At 60.4% G+C, this 20,218-nt stretch carries 18 protein-coding genes; 8 read left to right on the top strand and 10 right to left on the bottom strand.

All coding sequences use genetic code 11. The features are described from left to right. Positions 1-6: 6 nt before the first annotated feature. The 4 genes from EM858_RS04060 to hemN form a co-directional block, all read right to left on the bottom strand. The gene (locus EM858_RS04060; RefSeq protein ID WP_127755924.1) at positions 7-1,203 is read right to left on the bottom strand and encodes a beta-ketoacyl-ACP synthase; all 1,197 of its coding nucleotides are present in this window, start codon (positions 1,201-1,203) and stop codon (positions 7-9) included. Positions 1,204-1,412: 209 nt separating this feature from the next. Continuing rightward, the gene (locus tag EM858_RS04055) at positions 1,413-1,892 is read right to left on the bottom strand and encodes a 3-hydroxyacyl-ACP dehydratase FabZ family protein (RefSeq protein ID WP_080816951.1); all 480 of its coding nucleotides are present in this window, start codon (positions 1,890-1,892) and stop codon (positions 1,413-1,415) included. Between the two features lie 88 nt (positions 1,893-1,980). Continuing rightward, a complete protein-coding gene (locus EM858_RS04050; RefSeq protein ID WP_003495848.1) occupies positions 1,981-2,265 on the bottom strand; it encodes an acyl carrier protein in 285 nt (94 codons plus the stop codon). A gap of 114 nt (positions 2,266-2,379) precedes the next feature. Beyond that, on the bottom strand, positions 2,380-3,729 hold the full coding sequence (gene hemN / locus EM858_RS04045; RefSeq protein WP_127755923.1) for an oxygen-independent coproporphyrinogen III oxidase: 1,350 nt from the start codon (positions 3,727-3,729) through the stop codon (positions 2,380-2,382). A 213-nt stretch (positions 3,730-3,942) separates the two neighbouring features. Between hemN and fnrN the strand changes: the two genes are divergently transcribed. Next, the gene (gene fnrN, locus EM858_RS04040) at positions 3,943-4,668 is read left to right on the top strand and encodes a transcriptional regulator FnrN (protein WP_080816949.1); all 726 of its coding nucleotides are present in this window, start codon (positions 3,943-3,945) and stop codon (positions 4,666-4,668) included. A gap of 506 nt (positions 4,669-5,174) precedes the next feature. On the opposite strand, the gene EM858_RS04035 is transcribed toward fnrN, so the two are convergent. Further along, positions 5,175-5,714: a hypothetical protein gene (locus EM858_RS04035; protein WP_127755922.1), complete on the bottom strand. Its 540-nt coding sequence runs from the start codon at positions 5,712-5,714 to the stop codon at positions 5,175-5,177. A 25-nt stretch (positions 5,715-5,739) separates the two neighbouring features. Here EM858_RS04035 and phaC point away from each other — a divergent pair, with 25 nt between their 5' ends. From phaC to EM858_RS04005, 6 genes are all read left to right on the top strand, one after another. Beyond that, entirely contained in the window at positions 5,740-7,599 is a 1,860-nt protein-coding gene (phaC, locus tag EM858_RS04030) for a class I poly(R)-hydroxyalkanoic acid synthase (RefSeq protein ID WP_127755921.1), read from the top strand. Between the two features lie 32 nt (positions 7,600-7,631). Beyond that, complete coding sequence (gene sfsA / locus EM858_RS04025; RefSeq protein ID WP_127755920.1) at positions 7,632-8,351, top strand: DNA/RNA nuclease SfsA; 720 nt, start codon at positions 7,632-7,634, stop codon at positions 8,349-8,351. A gap of 31 nt (positions 8,352-8,382) precedes the next feature. After that, positions 8,383-9,222, top strand: a complete 840-nt coding sequence (map, locus tag EM858_RS04020; protein WP_003524822.1) for a type I methionyl aminopeptidase — start codon at positions 8,383-8,385, stop codon at positions 9,220-9,222. 14 nt (positions 9,223-9,236) lie between these two features. Continuing rightward, positions 9,237-10,070 carry a DNA repair protein RadC gene (gene radC / locus EM858_RS04015; RefSeq protein WP_127755919.1) on the top strand — a complete coding sequence of 278 codons (834 nt, stop codon included), beginning with the start codon at positions 9,237-9,239 and terminating at the stop codon, positions 10,068-10,070. Positions 10,071-10,207: 137 nt separating this feature from the next. Next, positions 10,208-10,630, top strand: coding sequence for a TadE/TadG family type IV pilus assembly protein (locus EM858_RS04010; protein WP_003524819.1), 423 nt, complete (start codon positions 10,208-10,210; stop codon positions 10,628-10,630). Position 10,631: 1 nt separating this feature from the next. Continuing rightward, positions 10,632-12,371 carry a TadG family pilus assembly protein gene (locus EM858_RS04005; RefSeq protein ID WP_127755918.1) on the top strand — a complete coding sequence of 580 codons (1,740 nt, stop codon included), beginning with the start codon at positions 10,632-10,634 and terminating at the stop codon, positions 12,369-12,371. Positions 12,372-12,442: 71 nt separating this feature from the next. Here the strand turns inward: EM858_RS04005 and EM858_RS04000 are convergent, their stop codons facing one another. The 4 genes from EM858_RS04000 to rpiA all read right to left on the bottom strand — a co-directional run bounded on the left by EM858_RS04000 (position 12,443) and on the right by rpiA (position 16,884). Continuing rightward, positions 12,443-13,819, bottom strand: a complete 1,377-nt coding sequence (locus tag EM858_RS04000; RefSeq protein ID WP_065115776.1) for a 3-deoxy-7-phosphoheptulonate synthase class II — start codon at positions 13,817-13,819, stop codon at positions 12,443-12,445. 247 nt (positions 13,820-14,066) lie between these two features. Beyond that, positions 14,067-15,455 (bottom strand): glutathione-disulfide reductase, encoded by a 1,389-nt coding sequence (gene gor, locus EM858_RS03995; protein ID WP_127755917.1) that lies wholly within the window; start codon positions 15,453-15,455, stop codon positions 14,067-14,069. 147 nt (positions 15,456-15,602) lie between these two features. After that, positions 15,603-16,172: a DUF2059 domain-containing protein gene (locus EM858_RS03990; RefSeq protein WP_003524811.1), complete on the bottom strand. Its 570-nt coding sequence runs from the start codon at positions 16,170-16,172 to the stop codon at positions 15,603-15,605. Positions 16,173-16,188: 16 nt separating this feature from the next. Next, positions 16,189-16,884: a ribose-5-phosphate isomerase RpiA gene (rpiA, locus tag EM858_RS03985; protein ID WP_080816941.1), complete on the bottom strand. Its 696-nt coding sequence runs from the start codon at positions 16,882-16,884 to the stop codon at positions 16,189-16,191. Positions 16,885-17,074: 190 nt separating this feature from the next. Between rpiA and EM858_RS03980 the strand changes: the two genes are divergently transcribed. After that, positions 17,075-17,776, top strand: a complete 702-nt coding sequence (locus EM858_RS03980; protein WP_127755916.1) for an HAD family hydrolase — start codon at positions 17,075-17,077, stop codon at positions 17,774-17,776. A gap of 312 nt (positions 17,777-18,088) precedes the next feature. On the opposite strand, the gene EM858_RS03975 is transcribed toward EM858_RS03980, so the two are convergent. Further along, positions 18,089-19,948 (bottom strand): murein L,D-transpeptidase, encoded by a 1,860-nt coding sequence (locus EM858_RS03975; RefSeq protein ID WP_164865323.1) that lies wholly within the window; start codon positions 19,946-19,948, stop codon positions 18,089-18,091. Positions 19,949-20,218: the final 270 nt, after the last annotated feature.

Raw genomic sequence — 20,218 nt, 5'->3', positions numbered from 1 at the left:
TTCTCCTCAAACGTCGCGGGACAGAACGGCGACACCTTCGCCGCGCACATGGCCGACGGTGGTGACGACGGCTTCGCTGGCCGCCTCGCCCATGGGCTTTTCCTGGCCCGCATCGAAGGTAGGCACCTTCGCGCCGCTTTCAAGCGTCAGCGCGGCAAGCGCCAGTCCGAGCGGGAACTGCGCTTCCAGCCCGTGGCCGGTGACACCGCCAAAACCGCGAATGACGGCATTTGGAAGGGCCTTTTCGAGAATGTCCTTCTCGCGAGCCGTCACGCCGTCATAACCGCTCGCGCCGGAAAACACGACGGTCGCCGCGCTGTCCTTGGCGGGGGCAAGCAGCCGCTCCATGCGCTTTTCCATCTTGCCTTCGTCACGGCTGCCGCGGTCGCCCTCGATGGCGTCGATGCGGGCATAAATGCGCGCGCCGCGCTCGCTGGCGTGCCTGCGCGATTCCAGCACCAGGAATGCGCCGAGCGAACCGGAAACCATGCCGCCGCCGTCCTGGCCTTCGCGCGACCACAGCGGCTGCCAGCCGCCCTGCGCATGCGCGCCGATGGCCTCAAACAGCAGGATCATGTCGGGACGTTCCGCCGAGAAGGCGCCGCCCACCAGCGCATGGCTCGATTCGCCGGAGCGGATGCGGTGGAACGCGGTTTCGACGGCGGAAATGCCGGCCGCTTCCTCGCCCATGAAGGTGCGGGAAGAGCCGGTGACCTTGTGCACGATGGAGATATTGCCGGCCATCAGGTTGGAAAGCTGGGCGAGAAACAGCGTCGGGCGCAGTTCCGTCGTCAGCTTCTCATTGAGCAGCTTTTCGCGGTCATTGCGCTTCAGCGCCTCGTCGACGATCAGCGTATCGACATTGATGTCGCGCTCGCCGCCGCCGGCGGCAACGATCATGTCCATGGTGGCGCAGGCTTCGGCATCTTCCTTCAGTCCGGCATCGTCGAGTGCGAGACCGGCGGCGAAAACGCCGAGGCGCTGCCAGTTTTCCATCTGGCGCTGGTCGCCGCGCTTGGCGATCTGCGCGGACCAGTCGATCTCCGGCATGGGATGGACCGGATAGGGCTTGAACTTTTCGGTCTCGACCACCGGCTCCGGCACGGCGGTTCCGGAAAGAAGCGCCACATGCGCCTGGCTGCCGACGCCGTGACAGGTCACGATGCCGACCCCTGTTATCACCACATCATTGTCAGATTTCATCGTCTGTCATCCTTTGCAGCCGGCCCCGCCGAAACGGTCACGGCTATCCAACAGCGGTCGCGAACAACCACTTCATGCGTTGCGGAATAAAGCGCGCGATGCGGATTGGCAATGGTGAAGGCCTGATCCGCCGTCGCGAGCCCACGATTTTCGCGCTCAAAAACCGGGCCGGCGGGAAAAACGCTCTCCTTCGAAACGAACGGAAACGCTTATTTCTGCGCATCCGCGGCAATCGCCGCCATCAGGCCGACTTCCTCGGCCCGCTTCTTGACGATAGGCCCAAGCGGAATTTCACTGAAGGGCATGGTCCTGAGCTTAAGCTGCGCGTCGCAGACCTTCTTGCCATCCGAGGTGATCTTCGCCTTGGTAACGGCAAAGCCGGAGCCGTCATGCTCCAGCACCGCCTCGATGTCGAGAACAGCGCCCGGCTCCACGAAGGTACGCATCTTGGCGCCGTCGACCGACATCAGGAACGGCATGGACGCAAAATCGGAAAACGCCAGAACCAGCATGCCGGAAGCCTGCGCCATGGTCTCGATCAGAAGCACGCCCGGAACGAGCGGCATGCCGGGAAAGTGGCCTTCGAAAACCGGGCTTTTGTCGGGAACGACAGACTGCGCCTTCAACGTGCGCGTCGCCATGTCCACGGCCTCGACCTTGTCGATCATCTGAAAATATTCAAGCAGCATCCGTCCGGCCCGTCTCTGGTCGGTTAGTCATGGTTTGCCCGCAGGCGGCATCAAAAGAAAATGCCCGCTGCAAGCGGGCATTGTCACATCAGCCCTTGGCTGCGCGCAATTCGTCGATCTTGGCGCAAAGGTTCTTCAACACGAAATATTCTTCGGTGGAAACCTTGCCTTCGTTGACTTCCTGCGTCCACTGCTCGAGCGGAATCTTGATGCCGAATTCCTTGTCGATCGCGAAAACGATATCAAGAAAGTCGAGGCTGTCGATGCCCAGATCGTCGATCGTGTGGCTCTCCGGCGTAATGGTTTCGCGGTCGATTTCGCTGGTTTCGGCGATAATGTCGGCAACCTTGTCGAATGTAGCTGTCACGCCCATAATCCTTATTGTCGTTCGTATGAATTATCCTGTCTGACGCACCACATAGGCAAGTCGCACAAAAAAGCCAATGGTTTCGTGACGTAACTTTGAAATTTGCCCCAAAACTGTTGCCTAAACAGCAACCGAATGACGGCCGCGTCCATTGCCGAGATAAGCGTCGAAGATTGCCGCGATATTACGCACGAAGGGCTTTCCAGCCTCCGTCACCGCAAAAATATCGGCGTCCATCCGCACCACGCCGTCCCTGTCGCTTGCGGCAAAATGCTGCGCCTGGGCTCTCACGGAATGGCTCACCTCGCCGAAACGGTGCTGCAACTGCGAAAGATCGATAGCGAAATCGCACATCAGCCTTTCGATGACATGCGAACGCAGATGATCGTCCTCAGACAGCTCTATGCCCTTGACGGCGGCAAGACCGCCCTCGCCCACCATCCGCTGATATTCCCCCGTCGCCACCATGTTCTGCACATAACCCTGCGGCAGCCTGCCGATGGAGGATGCGCCAAGCCCGATCAGCGCATCGGCCGTGTCGGTCGTATAACCCTGAAAATTCCGCCGCAGGGCGCCGGCTTCGGCGGCCTGACATAATGTATCGGTCGGCTTGGCGAAATGATCGATGCCGATGGCCTCGTAACCCGCCTGTTTCAGCATCTCCGCCGCCATCGTCATCTGGCGGTAGCGCTCGGCAATATCCGGCAGGGCATGCTCCGGGATCAGCGATTGGTGTTTTTTCATCCACGGAACATGCGCATAACCGAAAAGCGCGATGCGATCGGGGTCGAGCGACACGATCTGGTTCACCGTCTTTTCCAATGTCCCGCAGGTCTGGAACGGCAGCCCATAAAGAATGTCGCAATTGACCGAGTGAACGCCCCTCGCCCGCACCGCATCCACCACGGATTTCGTCTGCTCGAAGGACTGGATACGGTTGATGGTTTTTTGCACTTTGTCATCGAAGTCCTGAACCCCGAGGCTCGCCCGCGACATGCCGATGGCGGCAAGCGCATCGTAGCGGCTGTCATCCAGATCGTTGGGGTCCATCTCGACACTGATCTCGGGTGCGAGGCCGAAGGTGAAATGACGCCGCAGACAGTCCATCAGGCTCTGCATGTCCTCCGGCTTCAACATGGTGGGCGAGCCGCCGCCGAAATGCACGGCGCTCACCACCGCATCCGGGGAAACAAGTGCGCCGACGGCTTCTATCTCCTGCTTAAGTGCTTCAAGATAAACGGCAATCGGCTCGTATTTCAGCGTGTGCTTGGTGTGGCAGGCGCAGAACCAGCAAAGCCGGTCGCAATAGGGAATATGCAGATAAAGCGACAGGCGATTCCTGTGACCGAGCGCGCCGAGCCACCCGCGATAGGTGCCATTATCGATTCCCTCGTGGAAATGCGGCGCGGTCGGATAGCTCGTGTAACGCGGCACTGCACCCGAATATTTGTGAAGAAGTTCGGTATTCATCGCCCGATTTGCCTTTTATCAAGAAAATGTCGATTTCCTCTCTTTCAGTAACGGCTGCGACAGTTTGCAACTTTGACTTCAATCAAATTGCACCGTAAGTTCTTGCTAAAGTAGACGCAGGGGCGACAGCTACGTGGCGAAAGCCTTGCATGAGACCGGATTTGACACCCACGGTCGTAATCGTCCCGAAAAAGCCAGCATTGGAAAAGGCTTATGGACACGCTGCAGAAGACCATCCACAATTCGGAAGAGCCCGTCGTTTGCCGCTCCTGCGAGGCGCGTCACGGCGGTCTTTGCAGCACGCTGACGCCGCAGCAGCTTTGCGACCTCAACCGCCATTCCAGCCGCAAAAAGCTGGAAGCGGGCAACGAGCTTCTTGGCCAGGGCGAACTCGTCACCTCCTACGGCAATATCCTGAACGGCGTGGTGAAGCTGTCGAAAATGATGTCCGATGGCCGCCAGCAGATCGTCGGCCTGCAATTCGCACCGGACTTTCTCGGCCGCCCGTTCATGGCGGAAAGCAAGATGACGGCGGAAGCCGCAACCGATGTGGAGATTTGTCTCTTCCCGCGCCGCGTCGTCGACCGGATGGTTTCCGAAGTGCCCGATATGGAACGCAAGCTCCACAGCCAGTCCCTGAAGGAATTGGACGAGGCGCGCGACTGGATGCTGACGCTGGGCCGCAAATCGGCGCAGGAAAAGGTTGCCAGCTTCCTTTACATGATCGCCACCCATATCGATCCGGAAAACGACGACAAATCCTGCTTTGACCTGCCGCTTTCACGCGCAGATATCGCCGATTTCCTCGGGCTCACCATCGAAACGGTTAGTCGACAAATGACCAAGCTGCGCAAGGAAGGCATTATCCGCATAGAGAACAATCGCCACATCACCGTGCCTGATCTCGACGTGCTGAGCGACGCCGCCGGCAACGACTGACGGAATTTGCCCTTTCACTGCCCCTGAAGTGCAGGCGTCCCGAAATTGATGTGCGGCGCCCGCGCCTGAGCGGGTGCGAGCGCAAAACCGGCAAGAACCAGCAAAGCGGCGATGCATTTCATGATATTTCACCCCGTGCCCCGCTTTTTCAGCGGCCTGTTTGTTATGGCCGCATCATAAGCGGCAAACCGCATCCATCCGCTTAACATCTTGGGTAAGCGGAAGGTTCAGAGGCAGGGTAAAGAAGGGGTTACAAGCTCGGCATCGCCGCGTGTTTCTTCTCCCCACCGGGGAGAAGGTGGCCCGAAGGGTCGGATGAGGGGGCAAGCGCGGAGATATGCGGAGAGCTTGCCCCCTCATCCCGCTGCCGCGGACTTCTCCCCGCCGGGGAGAAGAAACAGAGGCACCCGCTCGCTCCACATGGAATGGCGCGTTTGGGGGCATGTTTTGTCAATCAAAGATAATCTGGTCAGTCGCTGAGACCGCGCAAACTGCGCGGCGTGATCTCACTGCGAGACGGCAGGCGTCGCAACCGGCTTCTGGTTTTCGGCAAGCGCCCGCAGCTCCGCCACGCGGCGCTTGTATTCGGCTTCCGATATCTGGCCGTTGCGCCGTGCCGCACCGAGGCGCGACAGGCTCGATTCCATGGTGGAGGCCTCATCCTCACCCATCTGGGTGCCTGCGGCCGTCAGCGGCTGCGAGAAGGTCGGATAGGTGCCGGTGTCGCGCTTCTGGCTCACCGCAGTGTCGCTGACCGGGCGCGGGCCGACGATTTCGGCCGTCGGGCGGCGCATATGGGCGGGCGCGACGATCGGCTCCGGAGCCTTGCAGGCGGCAAGTGTGGCGGCGAGCATTGCGCCGGAGAGCGAAAGCACAGCGATTCTTGCCGCATTTTCCGCATATGTTCCCCATGTGCCCATGTGCTTGCCCATCGTCATGTTCCGCCTGTAAGGATATCTGCCGATATCGAATTCGACCACGGTTCGGCCCTTTGCGGCCTCCCCTTGCTGGTGGAACTTGTATTCGTTTTCATGCAGAATGTGCAAACACAAATTTGGTGGAGGATCGTGCATGGCAGGTGTTGACGGTGGCGGCAAGAAAAAGGGCGGCAAAACGCCCGGCTTCGACGCCAGCTCCGCCGAGGCCTACCTGATCCGCGACCCGGAAACCTTCGCGATCAATATCGCCCGTGCGCTCGAAAATCTCGGCAAGGCCGCATCCGAATGGCTCGCCCCGCGCGAACGCGGTGAGATCCTTGAGACCAGCGCCGATCCGGTAACCGATCTCGTCAAGACGCTCTCCGATGTCGCCGAATACTGGATGGCCGAACCGAAGCGCTCGCTCGAGGCGCAGACCCATCTGCTTTCCAGCTATTACGATCTCTGGGCGAAATCGGTGGCGCAGTTTTCCGGCGATGCCGATTCGGCCCCGGAAAAACCCGCCGAAAGCGGCCCTGCGGAACGCAGGAGCAGGCGTTTTGCCGATGCCGACTGGCAGGCCAATCCGTTCTTCGATTTTCTCCTGAAAGCCTACCAGACCACCGTCGGTTTCGCCGACCGGATGGTGACGGAGGCAGACGGGCTGGACGAACATACCCGCACCAAGGCGCTGTTTTACATGCGCCAGGTGACGGAGGCCCTTTCGCCGGCCAATTTTGTCTTCACCAATCCGCAGGTCTTTCGCGAAACGGTCGCCTCCAGCGGCGCCAATCTCGTCAAGGGCATGGCGCAGCTGGCGGAGGATGTCGCCGCCGGCAATGGCCACCTGAAACTGCGCCAGACCGATTACAGCAAATTCGTCATCGGCCAGAATATCGCCGTCACGCCGGGCAAGGTGGTGGCGAAAAGCCCGCTCTGCGAAATCATCCACTATGCGCCGACGACGCAGAAGGCCTTCAAACGGCCTTTGCTGATCGTGCCGCCATGGATCAACAAATTCTACATTCTCGATCTCAACCCGCAGAAATCCTTCGTCGGCTGGTGCCTCGAGCAGGGCCACAGCGTCTTCATGGTCTCCTGGATCAACCCGGATGCCCGCCTCGCCGACAAGGGCTGGGATGATTACGTCCGTGAAGGCATCGATTTTGCGTTGGATACCATCGAGGAGCGAACCGGCGAAAAGGAAATCAACGCCATCGGTTATTGCGTCGGTGGCACGCTTTTATCCTCGGCGCTGGCGCTGCATGCGCAGCAAGGCGATGAGCGCATCCGCAGCGCCACGCTGCTGGCCGCCCAGACCGATTTCATCCATGCCGGCGATCTCAAGGTCTTCATCGACGAAGGCCAGCTTGCGGCGCTGGACAAGCACATGCAGGCGGTCGGTTATCTCGACGGCTCGATCATGGCGACCGTCTTTAACATGCTGCGCGCCTCCGATCTCATCTGGCCCTATGTTGTCGATAATTACCTGCGCGGCACCGAGCCCCTGCCCTTCGACCTGCTCTACTGGAACTCCGATTCGACCCGGGTGACGGCCGCCAGCCATTCCTTTTATCTGCGCAATTGTTACCTCGAGAACAATCTCGCCCGCGGGCTGATGCGGGTTGCCGGCAAGCGGATCAATCTCGGCGACATCAAAATCCCGGTCTATGACCTCGCCACCCGCGACGACCATATCGCGCCGGCGAAATCGGTTTTCACGGGTGCCGCGCTGTTCGGCGGGCCGGTGGAATTTGTGCTTGGCGATTCCGGCCATATCGCCGGCGTCGTCAATCCGCCGCAGCTTGAAAAATACCAATATTGGACAGGACCGTCACCGGCCGGAGACTTCGATGCCTGGCAGGCCACTGCGACGCCGCATAAGGGCTCCTGGTGGGTGCACTGGCAGAACTGGATCGAAAGCCAGAGCGCTGAAAAGGTAAAGGCGCGAAAACCGGAAGACGGCAAGCGCGCCGTGCTCGGCGATGCGCCGGGAACCTACGTCCTCTCCTGACCACACCCATCATTTCTCATCTTTCAGGCCACATGTTCTTCACGCCCCCGCTTACTCCCGCCACGCTGATTTCCCGCTACAAGCGTTTCCTGTTCGACGCCGTTCTGGAAGACGGCACCGCGATCACCGGCTCCTGCCCCAATACCGGCTCCATGCGCGGGCTTACGACACCGGGCTCCCGCATATGGCTGTCGGAACATGACAGCCCCACCCGCAAGTACCGGCACATGCTGGAAATGGTCGAGGCCGATGGCACTACGGTCGGCATCAATACCGGCATGCCGAACCGGCTGGCGGAAGAAGCGATCCTCACCGGCCGCATCCCCGAACTCGGCGGCTATTCGACGATCCGGCGCGAACAGAAATATGGCCGCAATTCGCGTATCGACTTCCTGCTGTCCGAACCCGGCCGGCCGGACGCCTATGTGGAAGTGAAGAACGTGCATTTCATGCGCGAACAAGGCCTCGCCGAATTTCCTGATACCGCCACCAAACGCGGCGCGAAACATCTGGAGGAGCTGGGTGACGCTGCGGAAGCAGGTTACCGTTCGGTGATGCTCTATCTCATCCAGCGCGACGATTGCGACCGGATGCGCATCTGCGACGATCTCGATCCCGTCTATGCGCTGGCGTTTCAGCGGGCGATGGCGCGCGGCGTGGAGGCCTATGCGGTGAAATGCACGGTCTCTCCGATACAAATTTCGGTCAACGGAACGGTTAAGATGGACGAATGGCGTCCGGCTGTTTTATGAACAGGGACGTAAAGAGACAGAAAGCACCAAGATGGTCACCTATATCGACGCAGCCTCCGCCCCCCTCAAGAATACCGGCGTCATCCGCCTCTATACCCCTGAGGACTTCGACGGGATGCGCAAGGCGTGCCAGCTGACGGCGCGCTGCCTCGATGAACTCGCCGCAATCGTCAAGCCGGGCGTGACGACCGACGCCATCGACCGTTTCGTCTTCGAATTCGGCGCCGACCACGGCGCGCTGCCGGCGACGCTGAATTATCGCGGTTATACCAAATCCGTCTGCACCTCGATCAACCACGTTGTCTGCCACGGCATTCCGGATGAAAAGCCGCTGCGCGATGGCGATATCGTCAATATCGACGTGACCTATGTGCTGGATGGCTGGCATGGCGATTCGAGCCGCATGTATCCGGTCGGCCAGATCAAGCGCGCCGCCGAGCGGCTGATGGAAGTGACCTATGAATGCCTGCTGCGCGGCATCGCGGCGGTGAAGCCCGGTGTACGCACCGGTGCAATCGGCGCGGCGATCCAGGCCTATGCGGAAGCCGAGCGCTGCTCCGTCGTGCGCGATTTCTGCGGCCATGGCGTCGGACGCCTGTTCCACGACACGCCGAACATCCTGCATTACGGCCGCCCGGACGAAGGGCCGGAAATCCGCGAAGGCATGATCTTCACCATCGAGCCGATGATCAATCTCGGCAAACCGCATGTGAAGGTGCTTTCCGACGGCTGGACGGCGGTAACGCGCGACCGGTCGCTCTCCGCGCAATATGAACATGCCGTCGGCGTCACGGCCACGGGCTGCGAAATCTTCACACTGTCGCCCGGCGGCTTCGACCGTCCGGGCCTGCCGCCGCTTCCCCCCGCATAAGGCCAGACCCGCCTATGGCAAAACGCCCCGCCCCGCCTTCCGCCGATCTTTCCAAAACTCCCGGCTTTCAGGCGGGCGAAGGCGATCTGTTCAACGGAGCGGATGAGCGCGGTTTTTTCGCCGAACCGCGAAGCGGCGCGAAAAGATCGGCAGCCATCGTCGAACAGGAAACGGATGCCGCCCATTATCATGGACATCGCGACCGGCTGCGGGCGCGTTATCGCGATGGCGGCGACGCGGCGCTCGCCGATTACGAATTGCTGGAGCTTCTTCTCTTCCGGCTGATCCCGAGGCGCGATACCAAACCCATCGCCAAGGCTCTCATTGCCCGTTTCGGAACGCTTGGCAGCGTGCTCGGCGCGCCCTTACCGTTGTTGCAGGAGGTGAAGGGCGTGGGCGAAACCGTGGCGCTCGATCTGAAGCTCGTCGCCTCCGTTTCCCAGCGCATGCTGAAAAGCGAAATCCGCAACAAGCAGGTGCTCGGCTCCTGGTCCTCGGTCATCGATTATTGCCACGCCGCCATGGCCCATGAAACGCGCGAACAGTTCCGCGTCCTGTTCCTCGACAAGCGCAACGTCCTGATCGCCGATGAGGTGCAGGGTCAGGGAACCGTGGATCACACGCCGGTCTACCCGCGCGAAGTGGTGCGCCGCGCCCTTGAGCTTTCATCTACCGCATTGATTTTAATCCACAATCATCCAAGTGGAGACCCCACCCCTTCGCGCGCCGATATCGAGATGACCAAGACCATCATCGATACGGCAAAGCCGCTCGGCATCACCGTCCATGATCACATCATCATCGGCAAGGACGGTCACGCCAGTTTCAAAGGCCTTCGGCTGATCTGAAGTAGACGCGAAAGCTTAAGAAGAGCTGCAACCCATGGGAGCGGCATCAACACAAAATTAACACCTATAAATTAGCATTTCCGAAAATAATAAATCAAGGCATCGAACCTTGATGCCTGAAGGAACGGGGGTGCTTTATGTTTAATGGAGTGCGTTTCTTTCGCGATAGATCTGGCTCGTCTGCTGTCGAGTTCGCCATCGTCGCACCGATATTCTTTCTCGTCCTGCTCACCATGATCGCCTACGGCATTTATCTGATGGCGGCCTATTCGGTGCAGCAGATCGCCGCCGACGCGGCGCGGACGGCGGTTGCCGGCCTCAACACGACCGAGCGCCAGCAGCTTGCCCGGGATTTCGTCACCAAAAGCGACCTCAGCTACGCCTTCATGGACAAGAGCCGCTTCACCGTCGATGTCGCCACCGATCCCGCCAACGCCAACCAGTTCACGGTAAAGGTCGAATATGACGCCCGCGATCTGCCGATCTGGAGCCTCTACAGCTACACCCTGCCCGAGCCGGTCATCCGGCGTTTTTCCACCATCCGGATCGGAGGAGCATGACATGCGAGATTTTCATTCCCTGCTTCCCCGCTTCCTCAAGGATAGAACGGGCAACATCGCCATTTCGGCGGGGCTCACCGCACCGCTCTTCATCGGCATATTGGCGCTCGGCGTCGATTACGGTTATCTGACATTGCAGAAACGGCAATTGCAGCAGACCGCCGATCTCGCGGCCATATCGGCGGCAGCCAACGCCACGGACGCCGAAAAGGCGGTTCAGCAATATTTCGCCCTCAATGGCATGGATCTCGGTGTCAGGACGGCCCAGGGCCTTTTGACCGAAAAGGGCCTGCAACCCTTCGACCCGTTGAATGAATTCGCCAACAGCAAGGGTTACGCCGAAGTCATCAAGGGACACTACGAGCCGGATGCGACAGTCCCGGTCGGCCAGCGTTTCGTCGATAACGCCCTGCCCACCAATGCGATAAAGGTGAACATCGTCGAACAGGGCCAGATATTCTTCGCTTCCGCCTTCACCAAGCCGCCAAAGGTCTCGGCGGTCGGAACGGCCTCGTCCCAAAGGATCGCGGCATTTTCGGTGGGATCGCGCCTCGCCAGCCTCGATGAGGGAATTCTCAACAGCCTGCTCGGCGGTCTGCTCGGCACCACGGTTTCATTGAAACTCATGGATTATCAGGCGCTTCTCGCCGCCGATGTCAATGCGCTGAAGATCGTCGAGGCGCTGGCCATCGATCTCAACCTCACCGCCGGCACCTATAAGGATGTTCTGAAGACGGAAATCAGCTACGGCAAATTCCTCGACGTGCTGACGAAAACCACGGGGTTGCAGCCGGCGGTCGTCAACATTTTGAATATGCTGCAAAAAACCGTCAACAAAAGCAACGTCAAGATCAAGCTCGAGGAAATCCTCAATCTCGGCCCGTTCTCGGACAAGCTGATCGGTACGGGCGAAAACCTCAAGGTCACCGCCGGCGTCTTCGATCTCATCAATGCCGCCGCCGTGGCGGGCAATGGCGGCAACCAGCTTGGGCTTAATATCAACGCCAATCTTCTCGGCCTAGCCTCGGTCAAGGCAACGCTCGCCATCGGTGAACCGCCGGTCGAAACGCCGTCGCTCGCCGTTGGCGGTCAGGGCACCGTGGTGCGCACCGCACAGACCCGTCTTGCGGTCAGCGTCGTGGTGGACGGGCTTCAGGCCATTGCCGGCCTCAAGGTCAATCTCCCGCTTTATGTGGAAGTCGCCCATGCCGAAGCGCGGCTTGCCGATATCCGCTGCACGGGCGGCGGACAGGGCACCGTCGATGTCGAGGTCGTTCCCGGCGTCGTCGAAATCGCCCTTGGCAATGTCGACACCACGGCCTTTGCCAATTTCGGCAGGGACCCGCGCGTCACCAAGGCCGCAATCGTGGATTCGGCGCTGCTCGCCATCAATGGCAGCGCCCTCATCAATGCCACCAATATGACCAAGACCAAGCTGACCTTCACGCAGTCCGACATTACCCAGGCCAAGATCAAGAGTGTCTCCACCAAGGACACCGTCACCACTCTTGTCAGTTCACTGCTGAAGAACCTCAATCTCGATATCAGGCTTCTCTTCCTCAACCTGGATTTGGGAGGCCTGGCGGGCATTCAGTCGGCGCTTGCCAACACGCTTGCGGCAGTCACCGCTCCGGTCGATCAACTGCTCTACAACGTGCTTCTGGTTCTCGGCGTCAAGATCGGCGAAGCCGATGTGCGGGTCACGGATGTCCGCTGCCAGCAGCCGGCGCTGGTGCAATAATTCAGCACCGCGCATGAAAAAAGCCGCCGGAGGGTCTCCCGGCGGCTTTTTTTTTCGTTTAAGGCTTCATATCACGCGTTGGCGATTGCCAGACGCTTCTCATCGCGGCCGCTCTTCATGCGCTCGGACAGCAGGAACGCCAGTTCCAGCGCCTGATCGGCGTTGAGGCGCGGGTCGCAATGGGTGTGGTAACGGTCGGACAGCGAATCCGCCGTCACGGCGCGCGCGCCGCCCGTGCATTCCGTCACATCCTTGCCGGTCATCTCAATGTGGATGCCGCCCGGATGCGTGCCTTCGGCACGGTGGATCTGGAAGAAGCTTTCGACTTCCGACAGGATGCGTTCGAACGGACGCGTCTTGTAGTGGTTGAGCGTGATCGTGTTGCCATGCATCGGATCGCAGGACCAGACGACCTTGCGGCCTTCCTTCTCGACAGCGCGGATGAGCTTCGGCAGGCTGTCGGCCACCTTGTCGTGGCCGAAGCGGCAAATCAGCGTCAGGCGGCCGGCCTCGTTTGCCGGGTTCAGCGCATCGATCAGTTCGATCAGATTGTCGGGCGTCAGCGACGGACCGCATTTCAGGCCGATCGGGTTCTTGATGCCACGGAAATATTCCACATGCGCATGGTCCAGCTGACGCGTGCGGTCGCCGATCCAGATCATGTGGCCTGATGTCGCGTACCAGTCGCCGGAGGTGGAATCGATGCGGGTCAGCGCCTCTTCGTAGCCGAGCAGCAGAGCCTCATGGCTGGTGAAGAAATCGGTTTCGCGCAGGCTCGGATTATTGTCCGCGCTGATGCCGATCGCCTTCATGAAGTCCATGGTTTCGGAAATCCGGTCGGCCAGCTTGCGGTAGCGATCCGCCTGCGGGCTGTCCTTGATGAAACCGAGCATCCACTGGTGAACGTTTTCGAGGTTGGCGTAACCACCCATCGCGAAAGCGCGCAAGAGGTTCAGCGTCGCGGCCGACTGGCGATAGGCGTCGAGCTGACGCTCCGGGCTCGGAATGCGCGAAGCTTCGTTGAATTCGATGCCGTTGATGATGTCACCACGGTAAGACGGCAGCGTCACGCCGTCCTGCGCTTCGACGTTGGAAGAGCGCGGCTTGGCGAACTGGCCGGCAATGCGGCCGACCTTCACCACAGGCAGCTGCGCGCCATAGGTCAGCACGACGGCCATCTGCAGGAACGCGCGGAAGAAGTCGCGAATATTGTCCGCGCCATGTTCGGCGAAGCTTTCGGCGCAATCGCCGCCCTGCAGCAGGAAGGCGTTGCCTTCCGCCACATTGGCGAGCTGTTTCTTCAGACGGCGGGCCTCACCGGCAAAGACCAGGGGCGGATAGGTCGCAAGCGTGGCTTCCGTTGCCGCAAGCGCTGCCGCATCCGGATATTCGGGAACCTGCTGGATCGGTTTCTGCCGCCAGCTGCCGGGGGTCCAATTCTGTGCCATGTTCTCACCCTTTTTTCGCCCGCGCGACGTCGCGCGGCCGCCTCGAAAAATTGAGCGGCTTATAGCTCCAAGCATCGGCTTTGCATAGCCAATCCCTGAGCCATCCGGCTCATTCTGCCCGTTTTGAGCGCTCCAGACGCACAAAAGTCAATTCAAACGATTTAACAACCCCGCCGCCATTCGAAAACTTCGCTTTCAAAGGGCGGCAGGCGATGTGGACGGCGATTATATCACGCCTGTACCGGCGTTACACACGCTCGCCATTCACGACGCGATAGCTCGGCGAATACATCGTCACCAGCTCTTCAGCGGCTGTGGGATGAACCGCCATGGTGCGGTCGAAATCATCCTTGGTGCAGCCGGCTTTCAGCGTGATGCCGAGAAGCTGCGCCATCTCCCCCGCCTCATGGCCGAGAATATGCACGCCGACGACCTTGCGGTCGGCGGCATTGACGATCAGCTTCATGATCGTCTTTTCCTGACGGCCGGACAGCGTCGCCTTCATCGGCCGGAACTGGGCGCGATAGACTTCCAGTTCCGGATATTTCTTGCCGGCCTCCTCTTCCGAAAGACCGACAGTGCCGATTTCAGGCTGCGAGAACACCGCCGTTGCGATCAGTTCGTGATCCGGCTTGGTCGGGTTGTTCTTGTATTCGGTTTCGATGAAGCACATGGCCTCATGGATCGCCACCGGCGTCAGCTGTACCCGGTCGGTGACGTCGCCCAGTGCGAAGATGTTCGGCACATTCGTGCGCGAATAATCGTCGACGATAATCGCACCGCGCGCATCCAGCTTCACACCGGCATTTTCCAGACCCAGACCCTTGGTGTTCGGATCGCGGCCCAGCGCCAGCATGACCAGGCCGACATGCAGCGAGGCGCCCTGCTTGGTGCGGGCCACAAAGCCATCGGTACCATCTTTGCTGACTTCCTCGATGATATCTTCGAGAATGATGCGGATGCCCTTGGCCTCCATCGCTTCATGCAGGCCTTTGCGCATGTCGTGATCGAACCGCGACAGGATTTCCTTGCCGCGATAGATCAGCGTCGTTTCGACACCGAGCCCATGGAAGATATTGGCGAATTCCACAGCGATATAACCGCCGCCGGCGATCAGGATCGATTTCGGCAGTTCTTCCAGGTCGAAAGCCTCGTTGGACGAGATCGTCAGCTCATGACCGGGCAGCGCCTTGTGCTCGTTCGGCGTGCCGCCAACGGCAATCACGATACGCTCGGCCGTGAAGGTCTTGCCGGTTTTCGTCAGCTTCACGGTATGGGCGTCTACCAGTTCCGCCCGGCTGTCGAAAATATCGGCCTTGGCGTTTTCCAGACCCTTGCGGTAAAGCCCTTCGAGCCGGTTGATTTCCTTGTCCTTGGCGGCGATCAGCTTCTTCCAGTCGAAGCTGCGCTCGCCGACGCTCCAGCCGAATCCTTCCGAATCCTCGAAATGCTCAGGGAATTGCGAGGCGTAGACGAACAGCTTCTTCGGCACGCAACCGCGGATGACGCAGGTTCCGCCATAACGGTATTCCTCGGCGATTGCCACGCGCTTGCCGAGCGAGGCGGCCACGCGGCCGCTGCGCACGCCGCCGGAACCGCCACCGATGACGAAAAGATCGTAGTCATAAGCTGTCATAGTCAAAACCCCTGATCAAAACCGCCGTCCTCCGCCACGAGACGGGCGGCGGCGCATTCACGGCACATATAGGTGCTGCGACGCACAAATGAAAAGCCCGGTCTTGCGGCCGGGCTTTGAATATTTCTGAATTGTCCGTTCACCCAATCAGGGCTTGGGAGCAGCCGGAGCGCCACCGGTGGCGTTCTGATCGGCCGGAAGCGGCTTCAGATCGGCGCCGGCAACCTTCTGCAGTTCCGACATGCTGGAAGCGTTGAGGTCGCGGTTGATGCCGGCGGCCCAGATGTCGGCGGCCTTCATCAGTTCGCGCGTGGCGATCGGGCCGTCCTTCAGGAGCTTCTTGCCGGCTTCGCTGCTGTAGAAGGTGGAAATGGCGTTCAGCTCTTCGACGGTGAAAGCGCGCGCATAGGTGAGCGCTGCTTCGCGCTCCAGATCGGCGCGGCGCGGCGCAAGCTCGAGAGCCTTCGCGTCAACAGTCTCGGTGATCGCGTCCTGAACGTTCGGCGAAGCCTGAATGAGTTCGGCCTTTAGACGCTCCGCCAGACCCGGCAGAATGTCGTCGAAACGGTCGGTAACGCCAAGAGAGGTGATCGCCTGCCGTGCGGCAGCGATATGCGCTTCCGAAATTTCCTGAGCGCGTGCGGCAGTACCGAACACGATGCCGGAAATGAGGATCGAAGCAGCGGCAGCTTTGCCCAGTCCCGCTAGTTTGACCATGAAAATCTCGCTCCTGTTATACTGCCTGCATCACGCGGGCGCCTTCAGGACCCGCGATAATGGCAAGCGATGCCAAATTTATGAAAAGTCCGTGCTCGACGACACCGGGAATCGTGTTCAGCTCGCGTGCTAGCGCTTCTGCATCAGGAATACGGCCAAAAGATGCGTCGAGGATAAGGTGCCCGCCATCCGTCATGAAGGCGCCGTCGCCCGACGAACGCATCGTCAGCGTGCCGGAAAGCCCGGAACGCGACGCCAGTTTTTCGATGGCGATACGCGTCGCCACCTGGCCGAACGGGTTGATTTCGATGGGAAGCGGAAAGGCGCCCAGCGTCTCCACCACCTTGCTCTGGTCGGCGATCACGATCACGCGGGCGGATGCCGCCGCAACGATCTTCTCGCGCAGCAGCGCGCCGCCGCCGCCCTTGACGAGACGCAGCGCATGATCGACCTCATCCGCGCCGTCAATGGTCAGATCCAGTTCCGGCAATTCATCCAGCGATTTCAGCGGCACGCCAAGCTCGACGCAGAGACGCGCGGTGCGCTCGGATGTCGGCACGCCCTCGACTTTCAGACCGGCGGCGACCTTTTCGGCCAGAAGCCTGACGAATTCCTCGGCCGTCGAACCCGTGCCGATACCAAGCCGCATCCCATCCTGTACATGGGACAATGCGGCCTCGGCGGCCTTGATCTTCATCTGGCGGGCATCCATGTGCCTGAAACTCCGGTAGCTTTGTCGTCGCCGTGCTGTTTACACGGGTCGAAAGCCAAACGAAAGCCTTTTTCAAGCCAACGAACAGAACGTTGTGACGCGGTTGCAAAGACAGACCCGTTTGCCTAGGCTTGGCGGGAATGAAAGCACCGATACATCAGTTACACGCATTCCCGAGAGGCCAGTTCCCGTGACATCCCGCCCGCTCTCCCCGCTCGCCATTTTCGATCTCGACGGCACGCTGGTCGATACCGCCGCCGATCTGGTTTCGAGCCTCAACCACACCATTGCCGCAGCCGGGCTTGCTCCCGTCACCTATGACGACCTGACCCACCTCGTCGGCCAGGGTGCGCGGGTGATGATCAAGCGCGCCTTCGCGCTTCGCGAGACGGAACTGCCGGAAGCCGAAATCGAGCCGCTCTATGAGCGCTTCATCACCCATTACCGCGCCGAAATGCCCGGCGAAAGCCGCCCTTATCCCGGCATCATCAAAGCGTTGGATGCGCTCTCGGAAGCCGGCATCACGCTTGCCGTCTGCACCAACAAGACTGAAATCCTCGCTCTGCCGCTGCTCGAAGAACTCGATCTGACACGCTATTTCGCCGCCATTACCTGTGGCGACACCTTCTCCTTCCGCAAGCCGGACGCCCGCCATATTCTCGGCACCATCGAAAAAGCCGGCGGCGACGTCCAGCGCTCCATCATGGTCGGCGACAGCATCAACGACATTCTCGCGGCAAAGAACGCCGCCGTGCCGTCGATTGGCGTCACGTTCGGTTATTCGGATGTGCCGATGGCTGAACTCGAACCGGATGTCGTGATCGACGATTTCAGTGAATTGACGCCGGCGCTGTTCGAAGAACTGGTTGCGAAGGGTGCAGCCGCCGCCTGAGAGGCTGGGCCAGACAAGTAAAGCGCCAGGGAACGGCGATTCCGACGTCAATGAGAGCTGAACAACCTCTCCTCCGTCATGCCGGACTAGATCCGGCATCCAGCCACGGCGCGTCTGCGCCGTGAATGGCCTCTCTCGCGATCAAGGACTTGATCGCGCTGGACCCCGGATCTAGTCCGGGGTGACGGAGTACGGTGTTGCCGTTGACGCCAAATGTAGCACGCGGACTCCAGCACCAAACAAATTGGGCAGGCCTTTCCTTCAAACAAAAAAGCGCCGTCTCCGGCGCTTTTTCTCTTGATGCTATCCTGATCAGATCGACGCGGCACGCGCCTTCGTCGTCACGGCGAACGCCTTCTGCACATAGCTGTCGCGGTCATACACATCGTCGAAGAACTGCACCTTGCCGTCCTTGTCCGGCCAGGCGGTGAAATAGGCCACGTAGACCGGAACCTTCTCCGGCACCTGCACGGCGCGGTTCTTGCCGGACGCGATCTGCTCGCCGACCTTGTCGACGCTGGTGCCAAGAACGGCGGCGGCCATGCGGCGCGGATCGACCAGACGGATACAGCCATGGCTCAGCGCCCGCATGTCGCGGTTGAAGAAGCTCTTGGCAGGCGTGTCATGCATGTAGATGGCATGCGCATTGGGGAACAGGATTTTCAGGTCGCCCAGCGCATTGTCGCTGCTCGGCGGCTGGCGTACGGAAACGGCATTGGTGGAGCCATACCAGTTGACGCTGGTGGAGGAGACGGCACGGCCGCCCACCTGCACTTCGTAACCCAGCCGGTCGAGATAGGACGGATCGCGGCGCAGCTTCGGCAGCATCTCGTTGACGATGATCGACTGCGGCACGCCCCAATAGGGGTTGAACTCGACGGTCTGGATTTCGTCCTGGAAGAAATAGGTCTGGTTGGCCTTGGAGCCGACGACGACCTTCATGCCGAACTGTTCCTGACCGTCATTGTGGTAATAGGCCATGAAGGCGGGCTGGTTGATGAAGACATAACGCTGGCCGAGATCGGCCGGCAGCCAGCGGACCTGTTCCATGGCCACCTGCACCTTGACGATCTTCGCGTCATTGCTTTCGCCGACCATGGCGCGCACGGTGGCGCGACCGATCACGCCATCGGGTTTCAGGCCGTTTTCGCTCTGGAACGCCTTCACCAGATCGACGAGATCGGGCGTATAATCCGGCGTCTGCTGGTAAGCGGAAATGATCGCCGCATGTTCGGCCTTGAAGGCGGGCGAAGCGCGATGCTCGATGGCCTTGACGACATTGGCCATATCCGCACTGCTGTTGCCGGGCTTCAGCACCAGATCGGCGGGAACGCGGACGACATGCGCCGCATCGCCCTCACCACGCAGGCGGGCAAGCTCCGCCTTCAGCGCCAGATATTCGGCGCCCGACGGTTCGCGGCTACGTAGATAGGCGGCAACATCGGGGCTCAGGCCCGCAAGCTTCAGCACCGGTGCGAGGTTCACCGTCTTGCGCTTGAAATCGTGATAGCCGGAAAGCCGGTTCGGATCGACACGGCCGCGGGCCGTATCCTGCACATAGGCGAGAACCTTGGCGGAAAGCGCCAGCTCGAACTGCATCTGCGCCCGTTGATAGGCGTCGGACACGGGTGCCGAGGCCGTCTCCACCGGCGTACCGGTTGCAGCCGCACCGGAAGCGTTGCTAATGCTGGCCGTCACATCCTTTGCCGGTGGCGAAATGCTGTAATCGGCCGGATCGAGGCCGCTTTCACCGACCGTCTCGAGAAAGGCGATGACAGCATTGGCGCGCGCGGTCAGCTCGCCTTGCGAAACCCAGAGCGTCTTGCCGCCGGCGCCGTAATAGGCTTCCAGCGCCTTGGCGATCTCGGGGGTGGCGCTGAACTTCAGATTGGCAAGGCCTTCACCGAAATTCGCCGTGTTCACCGCACGGGCCGTATCCGCCTTGTAGTCGTAATAGCGCGGGCCGGAAACACGCGGCAGCGGCTCGGGATCGGAAGCATCCGCGCTTTGGCCGGCACTCGATCCGGGGGGCGAGGTGACGATGCCGGCCGGCGGCAACTCACCGCGATCGCGCGCGATCTTGCCAGGGCCGCCGCGCAGGAGGTCCATCAGCGTTACCGCACCGGCGCTGCCGGGAAGAGCGGTGGAAACGGAAAGACCGAGAGCCAGCACCAGTGCTGCCGATGTTTTTCCAGATGTGACTTGCAATTTGATCCTCGTAGCACCCAGCACCGCCAGCGAAAGGGCGGGCATCAGTTTCATGCCTGTCTAGCCGATCGACGGCCCGTTGAAAAGAAAACGCGAAAAAGCCCACAACCGTGCCGAAATGAACCTTATGATACAGCCAAAGCCGTAAAAACGTAATTTCCAGAATTGGCGAGAATGGTTAAATTTCCATTTATTTCATTCACTTTGCCCTGCCCCGCCCGACCTTCCCAGCCC

Origin of the sequence: Agrobacterium sp. CNPSo 2736 (assembly GCF_004005385.1) — a bacterium.
In the GTDB taxonomy this organism is placed as follows: domain Bacteria; phylum Pseudomonadota; class Alphaproteobacteria; order Rhizobiales; family Rhizobiaceae; genus Agrobacterium; species Agrobacterium leguminum.
This window is presented reverse-complemented; position numbering and strand designations above follow the sequence as displayed.